The 13,145-nt window shown below is 68.8% G+C and carries 13 protein-coding genes; 6 read left to right on the top strand and 7 right to left on the bottom strand.

Annotated elements, in window-relative coordinates:
- Nucleotide 1: 1 nt before the first annotated feature.
- Complete coding sequence (locus AB6807_RS14635) at nucleotides 2–1,207, bottom strand: YihY/virulence factor BrkB family protein (RefSeq protein WP_371085139.1); 1,206 nt, start codon at nucleotides 1,205–1,207, stop codon at nucleotides 2–4.
- 242 nt (nucleotides 1,208–1,449) lie between these two features.
- On the opposite strand from AB6807_RS14635, the gene AB6807_RS14630 reads away from it, so the two are divergent.
- Both AB6807_RS14630 and AB6807_RS14625 read left to right on the top strand, forming a co-directional pair.
- Nucleotides 1,450–3,753 (top strand): FdhF/YdeP family oxidoreductase, encoded by a 2,304-nt coding sequence (locus AB6807_RS14630; protein WP_371085138.1) that lies wholly within the window; start codon nucleotides 1,450–1,452, stop codon nucleotides 3,751–3,753.
- Nucleotides 3,754–3,874: 121 nt separating this feature from the next.
- Complete coding sequence (locus AB6807_RS14625; protein ID WP_116911391.1) at nucleotides 3,875–4,024, top strand: hypothetical protein; 150 nt, start codon at nucleotides 3,875–3,877, stop codon at nucleotides 4,022–4,024.
- 64 nt (nucleotides 4,025–4,088) lie between these two features.
- Here AB6807_RS14625 and AB6807_RS14620 read toward each other — a convergent pair whose 3' ends face one another.
- Entirely contained in the window at nucleotides 4,089–4,523 is a 435-nt protein-coding gene (locus AB6807_RS14620; RefSeq protein WP_116911257.1) for a DUF2934 domain-containing protein, read from the bottom strand.
- Nucleotides 4,524–4,779: 256 nt separating this feature from the next.
- Between AB6807_RS14620 and AB6807_RS14615 the strand changes: the two genes are divergently transcribed.
- A complete protein-coding gene (locus tag AB6807_RS14615; RefSeq protein WP_116911258.1) occupies nucleotides 4,780–5,271 on the top strand; it encodes a hemerythrin domain-containing protein in 492 nt (163 codons plus the stop codon).
- A 46-nt stretch (nucleotides 5,272–5,317) separates the two neighbouring features.
- On the opposite strand, the gene AB6807_RS14610 is transcribed toward AB6807_RS14615, so the two are convergent.
- The 4 genes from AB6807_RS14610 to AB6807_RS14595 all read right to left on the bottom strand — a co-directional run bounded on the left by AB6807_RS14610 (nucleotide 5,318) and on the right by AB6807_RS14595 (nucleotide 8,415).
- Nucleotides 5,318–5,749 (bottom strand): DUF1810 domain-containing protein, encoded by a 432-nt coding sequence (locus tag AB6807_RS14610; protein WP_371085137.1) that lies wholly within the window; start codon nucleotides 5,747–5,749, stop codon nucleotides 5,318–5,320.
- A gap of 54 nt (nucleotides 5,750–5,803) precedes the next feature.
- Nucleotides 5,804–6,112 (bottom strand): DUF4387 domain-containing protein, encoded by a 309-nt coding sequence (locus AB6807_RS14605; RefSeq protein ID WP_371085136.1) that lies wholly within the window; start codon nucleotides 6,110–6,112, stop codon nucleotides 5,804–5,806.
- Entirely contained in the window at nucleotides 6,096–7,514 is a 1,419-nt protein-coding gene (locus tag AB6807_RS14600) for an acyclic terpene utilization AtuA family protein (protein WP_371085135.1), read from the bottom strand. Before AB6807_RS14600 ends, AB6807_RS14605 begins: the two co-directional genes overlap by 17 nt.
- A 202-nt stretch (nucleotides 7,515–7,716) precedes the next feature.
- On the bottom strand, nucleotides 7,717–8,415 hold the full coding sequence (locus AB6807_RS14595) for a GntR family transcriptional regulator (protein WP_371085134.1): 699 nt from the start codon (nucleotides 8,413–8,415) through the stop codon (nucleotides 7,717–7,719).
- Nucleotides 8,416–8,602: 187 nt separating this feature from the next.
- Between AB6807_RS14595 and AB6807_RS14590 the strand changes: the two genes are divergently transcribed.
- From AB6807_RS14590 to AB6807_RS14580, 3 genes are all read left to right on the top strand, one after another.
- Nucleotides 8,603–9,631, top strand: a complete 1,029-nt coding sequence (locus tag AB6807_RS14590) for a Bug family tripartite tricarboxylate transporter substrate binding protein (protein WP_371085133.1) — start codon at nucleotides 8,603–8,605, stop codon at nucleotides 9,629–9,631.
- Between the two features lie 7 nt (nucleotides 9,632–9,638).
- The gene (locus AB6807_RS14585; protein WP_371085132.1) at nucleotides 9,639–10,745 is read left to right on the top strand and encodes an alpha/beta hydrolase; all 1,107 of its coding nucleotides are present in this window, start codon (nucleotides 9,639–9,641) and stop codon (nucleotides 10,743–10,745) included.
- Between the two features lie 148 nt (nucleotides 10,746–10,893).
- Nucleotides 10,894–12,015, top strand: coding sequence for a mechanosensitive ion channel family protein (locus AB6807_RS14580; RefSeq protein WP_371085131.1), 1,122 nt, complete (start codon nucleotides 10,894–10,896; stop codon nucleotides 12,013–12,015).
- On the opposite strand, the gene AB6807_RS14575 is transcribed toward AB6807_RS14580, so the two are convergent.
- Nucleotides 12,001–13,128 (bottom strand): hypothetical protein, encoded by a 1,128-nt coding sequence (locus AB6807_RS14575; RefSeq protein ID WP_371085130.1) that lies wholly within the window; start codon nucleotides 13,126–13,128, stop codon nucleotides 12,001–12,003. The two genes, AB6807_RS14580 and AB6807_RS14575, sit on opposite strands and share 15 nt — an antisense overlap.
- Between the last annotated feature and the right edge of the window lie 17 nt (nucleotides 13,129–13,145).

Genomic DNA, 13,145 nt, shown 5'->3' with positions numbered 1-13,145 from the left:
ATTACTTCGAATGCTTCGGACCACGCGCGAGAGGAACCGCGCGCAGCGAACGCTTGTGCGCCCTGTGCTCGCTGTGGGCCTTGCGCGCCATCCGCGAGACGACCGTGCTCGCTACCGTGACCACCACCAGCCCCACCAGTTGCTGTGTCAGCGTGGCCACGGCCTTGCGCGTGCGCTTCTCGACCAGGCGCTGCGCGTCTTCGATGTGCGAGGTGCCCTTGCCGGGGGCAGCCACCACCGTGCCATCGGTGCCGGCCTTCGCCTGCTCCGCCGCGGTATCGGTGGCCGCCTGCGCCTTGGCCGCCGCCACCGAGCCGTGCGCGTTGGCGTACACCTTGGTGAACTCCGCGCCCAGCAGGAAGATCTGCGCGGCGTAGTACACCCACGCCAGCAACACCACCAGCGAGCCGGCCGCGGCAAACGATTCGTTCATGCCGCTCTTGCCGAGGTACAGGCCGATCAGCACCTTGCCGATTTCAAACAGCACGGCGGTGACGAGGGCGCCGATCCACACGTCGCGCCACGCGATGGGCGCGCTGGGCATGAACTTGAAGATCATCGCGAACAGCAGCGTCAGGATGCCCAGCGACACCAGCACGTTGGCGCCCTGCAGCAACAGCTCCCAGCCGGGGAACAGCCCGGTGCTCCAGCTGCCGAGCGCCGCCAGCGCGGCACTGACCACCAGCGACACCATCAGCAGGAACGCGAGCCCCAGGATGAGCCCGAACGACAGCACGCGCGCGCGCAGCACACCCCACACCCCCGTGGGCTTGACGCGCTCGGGCACGTGCCAGATGCGGTCGAGCGCGCTCTGCAGTTCGGCGAACACCGTGGTCGCGCCGACCACCAGCACCACGATGCTGATGCCGCCGGCAATGAGGCCGCGCGACGGCGCGCTCGCGCTCTTCACCAGCCCCTGCACCGCCAGCGCGCCGTCTTGCCCGATGAGGCCCGACAGCTGCGCCGCGATCTGCCCCTGCACCGCCTCGGCGCCGAACAGCGCGCCGGCCACCGCGATGACGATGACCAGCAGCGGTGCCAGCGAGAACATCGTGTAATAGGAAATCGCCGCGCCCATGCTCGGGGCCAAGTCGTCGATCCAGGCCATGACGGCGTCCCTGCACAGGTGGTACAGCTGCACGGTCTTGCTGGTGGACTGCAAGCTGGACTGCGGCTTGGGCTGCGGCGGGAGGATGGCGGTGTTCAAGGCGGGCTCCGGAATACGGGTCACTGTGCCGCCTGGCCGGTGCGCTGCCATCCGCCAGAAGCGAACGCGCGGGTAGGCGAAGGGCTCACCGACGCTCGCTGGCGCTGCCGAACAGTCAGAGCCAGTCAGAGCAGGGCGCGCTTGCCTGATGGCAGCGCGACCAGCGGGCGTCCTACAGGCTGGCCCGAGGCGGCGGCCGAAAGTCCTCACTTCTTTCATCCTCGCCTGCAACGTTTCCAACCATGAGCGCCCTTCCCAAGTTCAAGCCCTACACCCACGCGGCCGGCGGCTGGGGGTCGATGAAGGCCGTCACCACCTCGCTGCTGCGCGAGCACATCGCCATCAACGGCACGCGCGCGCTGCTGCACCAGAACAAGCCCGACGGCTTCGCCTGCGTGAGTTGCGCGTGGGCCAAGCCCGAGCATCCGCACCCGGCGGAGTTCTGCGAGGCCGGTGCCAAGGCCACGGCCTGGGAGCTGACCAGCAAGCGGCTGCCGGCCGAGTTCTTCGCGCAGCACACCGTGGCCGAGCTCGCGCAGTGGAGCGACCTCGACCTGGAAAGCGGCGGGCGCCTGACGGTGCCGCTGCGCTGGAACCGCGAGACCGATCACTACGAGCAGGTGAGCTGGCAGGAGGCCTTCGACGGCATCGGCGCCGAGCTGCGGCAGCTGCGCGCGCAAGACCCGGAGTCGGTGGTGTTCTATGCCTCGGGCCGGGCGTCGCTGGAGACCAGCTACATGTACCAGTTGCTGGCGCGCCTGTACGGCAACAACAACCTGCCCGACAGCTCCAACATGTGCCACGAGAGCACGTCGGTGGCGCTGCCGCAGACCATCGGCGTGCCGGTGGGCACGGTGACGCTCGACGACTTCGAGCACACCGATGCGATCTTCATCTTCGGCCAGAACACGGCCGTGAGCAGCCCGCGCATGCTCCACCAGCTGCAGGACGCACGCCAGCGCGGCGTGCCCATCGTCACCTTCAACCCGTTGCGCGAGCGCGGGCTCGAGGCCTTCGTCAACCCGCAGTCGCCGCTGGAAATGCTCACGCCCGCGCAGACCACCATCAGCACGCAGTACCTGCAGCTGAAGACGGGTGGCGACATTGCCGCCATCACCGGCCTGTGCAAGGCGCTGGTGGCCATGGACGACGAGGCGCTGCGCAATGGCGGGGCGCGCGTGCTGGCGGCCGACTTCATCGCCTTGCACACGCACGGCTTCGAGGCTTTCGCCTCGTCGGTGCGCGCCGCGTCGTGGCCCGACATCGAGGCCGAAACGGGCCTGGCGCGGCGCGAGCTGGAAGCGGCCGCGCACGTGTTCGCGGGCGCCAAGGCGGTCATCGGCATCTACGGCATGGGCCTCACGCAGCATCGCAAGGGCGTGCAGAACGTGCAGATGGTGAGCAACCTGTTGCTGCTGGGCGGCCACATCGGCCAGCGCGGCGCGGGCATCTGCCCGGTGCGCGGGCACTCGAACGTGCAGGGCCAGCGCACGGTCGGCATCAGCGAGAAGCCCGAGCTGGTGCCGCTGGACAAGCTGGGCGAGCTCTACGGCTTCGAGCCGCCGCGCAAGAAGGGGCTCAACACCGTGGAGGTGTGCGAAGACCTGCTGAAAAGCGATGGCAAGGTGCGCGCGTTCATCGGGCTGGGCGGCAACTTCGTGCGGGCCGTGCCCGAGACGGCGCTGGTGGAAGCCGCCTGGCCGCGCATGCGGCTCACGGTGCAGATCGCCACCAAGCTCAACCGCAGCCACATCGTGCACGGCGAGGTGTCTTACCTGCTGCCCTGCCTGGGCCGCATCGAGATCGACCGGCAACGCAGCGGCGAGCAGACCGTGTCGGTCGAAGACTCGACCGGCTGCATGCACGCCTCCAAGGGTTTGGCCGAGCCCGCGGCGGACACGCTGCTGTCCGAGGCCGCCATCGTCGCAGGCATTGCCAAGGCCACGCTGGAGCCGAACGCGAAGGTGCCGTGGGACGACTGGGTGGGCGACTACGCGCGGGTGCGCGACGCCATCGAGGCCACGTGGCCCGATGTGTTCCGCGACTTCAACGGGCGCTTTCGCACGCCGGGCGGCTTCCACCGCCCGATTCCGGCACGGCACCGCGTGTGGAAGACCCCCACCGGCAAGGCCAACTTCATGAGCTTCGACAGCCTCGTGGCCGACCCCGACACGCCGCAGACCGGGCCCGACGTGCTGCGGCTGATGACGCTGCGCAGCGACGACCAGTTCAACACCACCATCTACAGCCTGGACGACCGCTTTCGCGGCGTGTACGGCACGCGCAAGGTCTTGCTGATGCACCGCGACGACATCGCGCGGCTCGGCCTGGCGGAAGGCGTGCTCGTGACCGCGTCGACCGCGGTGAACGACGGCAAGCTGCGCGAGGTGGCGGGTCTGCGCGTGACGCCGTACGACATTCCGCGCGGCTGCGTGGGCGGCTACTACCCGGAGTGCAACCCGCTGGTGCCGCTGGCGCACCACGCGGAGCAGAGCAAGGTGCCGGCGGCCAAGTCGGTTCCGGTCCGGCTGCGCGCAGAGGCTTGAGCGGGCAGGTCGGACGGGTGTGACGGGGGCGCTTTCAAGCCGAATGGAAATCGTCCGACACCGTGTGCGAATGGTGTCGCGAACATGGCCTGCTCCAACGTTCACGAACCAGGAGCCCACCATGATCCGCAAGCTGGCGTCCGGCGAATACCGCCTCTACTCGCGCAAGACCGACCCCAAGACCGGCAAGCGCCGCAACCTCGGCACCTTCGATTCGCGCGAGAAGGCCGAGCAGCATGAGCGCGAAGTGCAGTACTTCAAGCGGCACTGACGGCGCCGCACCCTGAATGAAAAAGGCCCGAGGCGTTGTGCTCGGGCCGATGTTTCAGGGACTGTCAGGTCTTGTTGGCGCGCTGCCGGTCGACCTCGGCTTCGGCGTCCAGCCAGTCCTGCCGCTCGTCCCCGCCCTGCCCGCCCCTGCGCTCGTAGGCCTCGTAGGCGGCGCGGCGGATGGCTTCTTCGCGCGACTGCGGGTCTTCGCCTTGGGGCTCTTCGCTTTGTGCTTGCGGCTGCACTTGTTCCGCAGGCTCGCGGTTGGGCACCGGCGTCAGGTCTTCCGTGAGGCCGAGCGCGGCCGAGTCGTCTCGCTTGCTCGACTGCGCACTCTTGCGCTTGGCCTGCATGCGCTCCTGCGGCGCGGGGCCCGAGACGTCTTCGCCGGCCGCGTTCTTGGTGGACGAGAACTTCTCGCCGCCGCCAATGTTGTCCACGCCCCCGCTGGTGGTGGGGCGGCTGCCGTCGCCGGAACCGGCGACTGTCGGGTTGCTCATTTCAGTACTCCTTCGAGTGGTTTGAACGTGTTGGGGAACGTGCTGGAGAACGCGGCGGATTCGTCCTCGATGGGTTCGAGGTTTTGCGTTTCGCGCGCAGTGGCGCGCGGGATGCGCTCGCGAGTGCGAGTCGGACAAGCACTCGCGCCGGTGCGAACGCCGGCACCGTCAACGGGAGGCGAAGCGGTCCTACGAACGCGCCAGGGCTGGCTCGCAATCTTCGCCTTCCCCACTTTCCAAATTCCAGGAGTTCTCCATGACCACCACCAAGCGCGCCACGCCCGACGCATGCTCCCTGCTCGACACCGACCACAAGAACGTGAAGAAGATGTTCACGGCCTATGAAGAACTCGCACACTCCAAGGCCGCGAGCGCGCCGGACAAGAAGCGCGAGCTGGCCCAGCAGATCTGCGCGGAGCTGACCGTGCACACGCAGATCGAGGAAGAAATCTTCTACCCCGCCGTGCGCGAAGCCATCAAGGACACCGACCTGCTGGACGAGGCGGAGGTCGAGCATGCGAGCGCCAAGGACCTGATTGCCCAGCTGCAGGACGCCACGGACATCGACGAGAAGTTCGACGCCAAGGTGAAGGTGCTGGGCGAATACATCGACCACCACGTGAAGGAAGAGCGCAACGAGCTGTTTCCGAAAGCGCGCGCGGCGCACGGGCTCGACCTGGTCGGCATGCGCGAGCAGCTCGCACAGCGCAAGGAAGAACTGATGGCGGAAATGACTGTCGTGGCCTGATGCTGGCCAGGCGCTCGCGGCCGCGCACCGGGAGCGCCTTCAGCCTTCAGCCTTTGGGCGACGACGACAGCAGCGCCAGCGTGTCGCTGTCGCGCTCGCCGCCAAAGCCTTGCTGCAGCAGCAGGCCGATGCCCGGCTCATCGGGCGCGGCAACTTCGAACAGGGTCATGCACGAACAGAGCTTCAGGTCGTCGGGCGAGCCGAAGATCTGGTGGATGGTGCGGTCCTGCACGCCAAGCACCAGTTGCGTGCAATGGCGCAGGCGCTCCCGCAGCGCGGGGTGCGCCCAGTAGGCAACCGCTTCGTCCAATCCTTCGATGCCGAAGAACTTCGCGGTCGAACTGCGCCCCAGCGCGCGCAGTTGCGGAAAAACGAACCACATCCAGTGGCTCGCCTTGCGGCCCGCCGCGAGCTCTTCGCACACCGTGGCGTACACCGGCTGCTGCGCGGTAACGAAACGTTCAAGATCGAAGGGCATGGGTATGGCTCCGGCGGGTGGGCGCGGTGGACGCTGTGGACGTGATGGGACTGGCTAGTCCAGCTCCACGTCCAGCAGGCGAATGTACTGCTGGCCGCCGTGCATGTCGCGCTCCAGCGCGCCGCCTTGCGGGCGTCGGCGCGGGTACGAGATTTTCACGACCGACAGATCGGCGATCTGGAAGCACTTGACCTGCGAGCCATCGACATCGAACAGCGTGCCGATGGCGGCGGGCTGCAAGGCCTGCGCGCCGGCGTAGCGCTCGAAGCTCTCGCGGTCGGGGAACGACAGGTCGACGGTGATCCAGAACGGTCCCGCGTTTTTCGAGCGCACGTGGCGGCAGACTTCACTGACCTTGGGCATGTTGCAACTCCGTGGTGTCGACGAACTCGGTGCGTACCAGCTCGAGGCCGTGGCCCACGTGGACCACGTGGTTGAGCATGAACTCGTACACCGCGCCCCGCTCGATCTCGGCGGGCGAGAACGGAAAGGCGTAGCTGGGCAGGGGCATGTCGCGTTCGAGCGGCATGTGGAAGAACATGGGGTTGCAGGTCTTGGCGATCTGCGTGGCAAGCTCCTGCGTGGCGGCGGTCGCGACGAAGAGCAGGCCGATTTCGCGCGGCGGCGCGGCGCCCGCCTCCACCGGCAGGCCCGACACGGCATTCCAGCCGTAGGGCCGAAGCGAAATGTCGAACACACCGGCACGCGCGCCCATGGTGTCGTTCACGCGCTGGCACAGCACCTGGTGCATCTGCGCGATGAAGCGCTCGATGTGCGCGAGCACCGCGCGGTCCTGGATGCCGACCAGCATCAGCGTCTGGAAGGCGCCGGTGGAAGCACCTTCTAGCTTCATGGTGTAGGGCCGGGGCAGGAAGCGCGAGCCGCTCACGCGCACCACGCGGTCGTTGACGGCCTCGTACCTTGCGTCGGTCACGTCGAGCACGCCGCCCGGCTCGTGCAGCAGGAAGGGGTCGCTGTTCTCGTAGAGCATGTGGGCGGACACGGTGCGCGGCGTGCAGAGGTTGCTCGCGTTCAGCGGCTCGACCTCGAAGGCGTCGCGCCCCACGCGGATCATCACGCCGCCGTCGCGCGAGTTGACGGTGCACAGGCCACCGCACTCGGCGATCTTTCCCGCATGCCAGGCGGGGCCGGCGCCGGCGCCGCGCAGCAGCGGCAAGGCGGCCAGCACGGCGGTGTCGGTCGTGCGCCCGCCCAGCACGATGTCGGCGCCCGCCTCCAGCGCGGCCATGTACGGCTCGGGCCCCATCAGCGCGACGATGTGCTCGCAGGCGTCGAACAGCGCGGCGCCGTCGCCCGTCATCGGCGCCAGCGGCGTGACCTGGCCCGCGCCGGCCCTGGTCTTCAGCAGCGCGGGCTGCTGCTCCGAATACAGCAGCGCGATGCGCGGGCGCAGGCCGTGCTCGCGGGCGATGTCCAGCGCGATGTCGCGCATCCAGTCGAGCGCCGTGTCGCAGCCCGAGGTGCCGCAGGAGCCGATGAGCAGCGGCAGGCCCGAGCGCGCCTGCGCACGCATCAATATCGCCAGGTCGGACTTGACGGCGTCGCGCGAGTACTTCGACCTGCCCGTGGCCAGGTAGGCCGGGCCGCTGTCGGTGGAGCCCGCATCGCAGGCGATGGCATGCGCGCCGGCCGCGAGCCCGGCCTCTACATCGGACTCGCGCACGCCGGCGCCCAATGCGCCGGTGGGGACCAGCACGTTGACGGTGTCCTTCAGGCGCTCGGAAGGGTCTGGCAGCCCGGTCATGGGGCGACCCCGGTTGCGTGCGGCACGTTGCCCATGCCTGTGCCCGTCGGGAAGAAATAGCTGTCTGCGTCTGCCATGAATGTCTCCTTGCAACGATGTCGAACGACGAAATGTCTGGCGCAGGGCCAAGCCGACGAGGCACCTGGCAGCACCTCGTCGTGACGGAAAAGAAAAAGAAGAAAGTCCCGCGCGGACCGCGTGCTTACTGCCCGCCGAGACGCGCCAGGATCATCAGCCGCACCTGGTCGACGTGGTGGTGCATGGCCTTCTGCGCGCGCTCCGCGTCGCCGACCATCAGCGCGTCGATGATTTCCAGGTGCTCCTCGCACACGGTCTTGCGGCGCTGCGGCAGCCGGCCGAACCTGAACATGGCGGTGCGCATGCGCAGGTCGCCGATGACCTGCTGCAGCACCGGGTTGCCGCAAGCCGCGGCAATGAGCGCATGCAGGTCGCGATCGCTGGCGGCGAATTCGGGCGTGACGACGTCTTCGGGCAGCTGCAGCGCCTCGCCGATGCGGCTTTTCAGCAGCTCGAGTTCAGCCACTGCGACACGGCCGGCGGCCAGCCGCGCGGCCTCGCCCTCGACCAAGCGGCGCACGTTGAGGATGTGCATGTATTCCTCGATGGGCAGCGCCCGCACCACCAGCGCGCCGTTGCGCTGGCGCTCCAGCAGGCGCTCGCCTTCCAGGCGACGCACGGCCTCGCGCAACGGGGTGCGCGAGATGCCAAGCTGCAGCGCGATCTGGCGCTCGGTCACCACTTCGTTGGGGGCCAGCTCGCCGCTCAGCAGCATGCCCATCATGGCCTTGTGGGCCACCTCGGACAGTGCCAGCGAGGGCTCGAGGGCCGCGTCTGGCGCCGAATCGACATCCGGTTCGGCAAGGAAAGGTTTCGCGTTCATGGGCCGGAGTATAGAAACAAATTCCTGTTGCGTCCACTTGGTATACCACTTGCACAACACAGGTGCTTCACTGATACTCCGCTTCCATCCGGCTGCGCGAAAGCGCCCGGCGAGGGGCGATGCGGCCGCGTCGCCCCTCACCCGATGCACCCGAACACACCCACTGCACAAGACAGGAGACATGCACATGACCCATCAACCCAGACGCTTCGTTGGCCTCGCGACCAGCCTCGGGACCAGCTTTGCGACCGGCCTCGCAACAGGCCTCGCCCTGCTCGCCGCAATCAGCGCCGCCCCACCGGCGCACGCCCAGGCGGACTACCCCGCCAAGTCGGTCCGCATCATCATCGGCACACCGCCGGGCGACTCGGCCGATGCCAATGCGCGCTCGCTCGCCACCCAGCTCGCGCGCCAGACCGGCCAGCCCTTCTTCGTGGACAACAAGCCGGGCGCGCACGGCATCATTGCGGCCGAGTCGGCAAAGAACGCCGCGCCCGACGGCTACACGCTGCTGCTGTCGACGGGCGGGCCGATGGCCATCAACCCGTCGCTCTACAAGAAGCTGCCCTACGCGCCGCTGAAGTCCTTCGAGCCCGTGGTGCCGCTGTCGACCGGGCCGCTGTACCTGGTCGTGAACAACGAACTGCCGGTGAAGAACCTGAAGGAGCTGGTGGCCTACGCCAAGGCGCGCCCCGGCAAGATGAGCTACGGCTCCGGCGGCAGCGGCACCACGCAACACCTGGCCATGGAAACGCTGAAGAAGTCGATGGGGCTGGACATCCTCCACGTGCCCTACAAGGGCTCGCCCGCGGTGCTGCAGGACTTGATCGGCGGGCAGATCCAGCTGGCCTTCGACGCGGGCGCGTCGATCCTTCCGCAGATCCGCAACGGCAAGGTGCGGCTGATCGGCGTGGCTTCCGATGCGCGTTCGCCGCTCACGCCCGACATGCCGACCCTGACCGAGCAAGGCGTGCCGGCCTTCCGCGCCGTGGTGTGGTCGGGCCTGTTCGTGCCCGCCGGCACGCCGGCACCGGTGGTGGCCAGGCTGAACGCGCTCGTCAACCAGGCGCTGCGCGACCCGGCGTTCGCCGCGCAGATGCGGGCGCAAGGCGGCGAGCCCGCGGGCGGCGGCAGCGCCGAGTTCAGGACCTTTCTCGAAGCCGAGATCGGCCGCTGGGCCAAGGCCGTCGCCGACTCGGGCGCAACGATCGATTGAGGGCGCGATGCCGAAGACACTGCTGGCGGCGGCCGGTGCCGCACTGGCCACACTGGGCGCGGTGCTTTGCGGCTGCGCCTCTACAGCGCTGACGGGCGCGCCGGATTCTCGCGAGGTGTTCTTCGTGGGCGGCACCTACGTCGGCGAAGGCGCCCACCAGGTGATGCGCGGCGCGATGTATGTCGAGCACCTGCGCCCTTCACGGCCCACTCGCAAATACCCGCTGGTGCTCATCTCCGGCACGGCGCAGACGGCGGTCAACTGGATGACCACGCCCGACGGGCGCAAGGGCTGGGCGCAGTACTTCGTCGAGCAGGGCTACGAGGTGTACATGGTCGACCAGCCCGCGCGCGGCCGCTCCGCCTGGAACCCCGGCGTCGACGGCGAGCTGCGCAGCTTCTCGGTCGCCACGGCCGAGGCGCTGTTCACCCGCTCCGACGGCGATTGGCCGCAGGCCAGGCTGCACACCCAGTGGCCCGGCACTGGAAGAAAAGGCGACCCGGTGTTCGACCAGTTCTACGCCAGCCAGGTCGCCTACCTGGGCTCCAACGTCGACACGCAGACCGCCATGCAGGCAGCCGGCGCCGCGCTGCTCGACCGCATCGGCCCCGCGGTGCTGGTCACGCATTCGCAGGCCGGCCCTTTCGGCTGGCTGATCGCGGATGCGCGGCCGCGGCAGGTGAAGGGCATCGTGGCCATCGAGCCGCAAGGCCCGCCCATTCGCTCGGGCAGTCGCAACACCGCAGCCTGGGGCGTGGCCGACATCGCGCTGGCCTACACGCCCGCCGCGGCGCGGCCCGCCGACCTGCAGGTCGAGCAGCAAGCCGCGCCCGACGGCCCCCAGTTGCAGGCGTGCTGGGTGCAGAAGGAACCCGCGCGGCAGTTGCCCAGCCTGAAGACGATGCCGATCACCGTCATTTCCACCGAGGCCAGCTACCACGCGCCCTTCGACCACTGCACGGTGCGCTGGCTGCGCCAGGCCGGCGCCACCGTCGAGTTCACGCGACTCGCCGACATCGGCATCCACGGCAACGGCCACATGGTGATGCTCGAGAAGAACAACCTCGACGTGGCGGGTGTCGTCAGCAGTTGGGTCGCCCGCGCCGTCCATTGACGCGCTGACGCGCTGACGAGCGCCGCCACTCGCGGACACGCGCCGACCTCGCACCACGGCCATTTGCGTTCGCTCCCTACACCGGGGCGCGCCTGGAGGCGTCAGAAAGGAACGTTCTTTCAACGACCTCCAGAGAAAGCAACACGCCTTGAACTACGTCGTCTCCCACCCCTGGTTCCAGACCTGGGTCGCCGCGCTGATCGCAGTGCTGGTGACCACCCTCATTCACCGTGCCGCGCAGATGGTGCTCATGCGCGCCACGCGTTCGTCGATCACCGTGCAGGCCGTGATACAGGCCGTGCGCACGCCGGCCGGCATCGCGCTGCCGCTCATGGCGCTGCAGGCCGTGTGGCAGGGCGCGCCGGACGACCTGCGCTACATCGACAAGGTGCGCCACCTGAACGGCCTGCTGCTCATCGCCGCCATCACCTGGGTGCTGGTGCGCGTGGTGCAGGGCTTTGCCAACGGGCTCATCGCCTCGCATCCGGTGGATGTGGAAGACAACGCCAACGCGCGCCGCATCCTGACGCAGACGCGCGTCATCTCGCGCAGCGCCATGACGGTGCTGGTCGTCATCGGCGCGGCGATGATGCTGCTGACCTTTCCGGGCGCCAAGCAGCTCGGTGCCAGCCTGCTGGCCTCGGCCGGGCTGATCGGCATCGTGGGCGGCCTGGCGGCGAAGCCGGTGTTCAGCAATTTCATCTCGGGGCTGCAGATTGCGCTGGCGCAGCCGATTCGCATCGACGACGTGCTCATCGTCGAAGGCGAATGGGGCCGGGTGGAAGAAATTACCGGCAGCTATGTGGTGCTGCGCATCTGGGACGACCGGAGGCTGATCATTCCGTTGTCTTACTTCATCGAGAAGCCGTTCCAGAACTGGACGCGCAGCAGCGCGCAACTGCTGGGCTCGGTGTTTTTCTATGTCGATTTCGGCATGCCCATCGCGCCGCTGCGCGCGGAAGTGGAACGCATCGTGCGCGCGGCGCCGCAGTGGGACCAGCGCTTTTTCAACCTGCAGGTCACCGACACCACAGAGCGCACGATGCAGGTGCGCGTGCTGTGCACGGCCGCCTCGTCGGGCCAGGCCTTCGACCTGCGCTGCCTGGTGCGCGAGGAGCTGCTCGCGTTCATGCAGCGCGAGTACCCGCAGTACCTGCCGCTGCACCGCCTGCACACCGAGGAACGCGCGGGCCGCGTCGACGGCAACAACCTGGACGCGGCCACGGTGCGCAACGACGCGCTGGCCGCGGGCCCGTCACCCGCCGCCTGATGCTTGAACGGGCTCGCCGGGCGGCTGCGGTTCGACGCGCGGCGCCGTGAGCGTGGCGCTGGCCATGTCGAGCGCGAAACGCAGCTGCTTGCCGTCGGACACCAGCTGCAGCTTGAGGCTTGCGGCGAGCTGATCGCACCGCAGTTGCCCGCTTGCAAATTTCGCGACGACGTTGCGGGCCGACAGCGACGCCACCTCCGCCGTCGCGCCCTGGCCCACGGCCTTGGCGCGCAGGGCGATGGCATTGCGGCCCTCGGCCCAGCCCTGCAGCTCCGCCTGCAACCCCGGCGCCGCCAGCAGCCCATCGCCGAGTCGCACCTCGCCCGACAGCGCCGTGCGGCCCAGCAGCACGCGCGCCTGCTCCGTGAGCCCCTGGCCCTGCGCGGCCACACCCTGGCGCAGCATCGATTCGGCGAAGGCCTGCAGCTGCAGCTTGCCGCGCTCGGACACCCACGGGCTCAGCAAGGCCCCGCGCTGCTCGAACTCCACACCCGCGAGCGGCGCCGACGCGAACTGGTACAGGTAGCTGCGCCCGTCCGGCGCATCGACATACAGGCCCAGCCGGCTCACGCCCATGCGCGAGTCGGGACCCACGTGCTCGACGGTCGCGTCGTTGAAGTCGATTTGCCCGTGCCGAACGGGCACCGTCACGTCGGCGTCGAACAGCAGCATCGCGTCGGTGATCTTCGCGCGGACGGTTCCGGCGGCGGTGCCGAGCGGGTCGAGGCGCCAGGCGTCGGCCGTCGGCGGGGCTGCGGCGGCGGCTGCCGAAGACGGCGCGGTCACCGGGCCTTGCAGCTTCACGGCGATGAGCTCCACCCTGGCCGCGTCCACCGACGCAATCTGCGGCACACCCGCTTCGGTGCGCAGTTGCGCGACCAGCTCGTGCACGACGACGCCGCCGAGCTCCAGCACCAGCGAGCCCATGGCAAGCCGAAGCGCCGCGGCCTCGAGCTTGCGGACCCGCAACTCGATGGCGCCGTTGTCACCCGGCGTACAGCTGACGCCTTCGACCGCGCAGCGATTGCCGGTGGCGCCGGCGGCGCCGTCCGAAGCGTCGAGCTTCAGACCGAGTGCGAGACCGAGGAGGGAGGAAGCGAGTGGCGTCGTCATGGCCCCCTTTTTAATCC

The organism is Variovorax sp. RCC_210, assembly GCF_041355175.1.
Classification (GTDB): Bacteria; Pseudomonadota; Gammaproteobacteria; order Burkholderiales; family Burkholderiaceae_C; genus Variovorax.
This window is presented reverse-complemented; position numbering and strand designations above follow the sequence as displayed.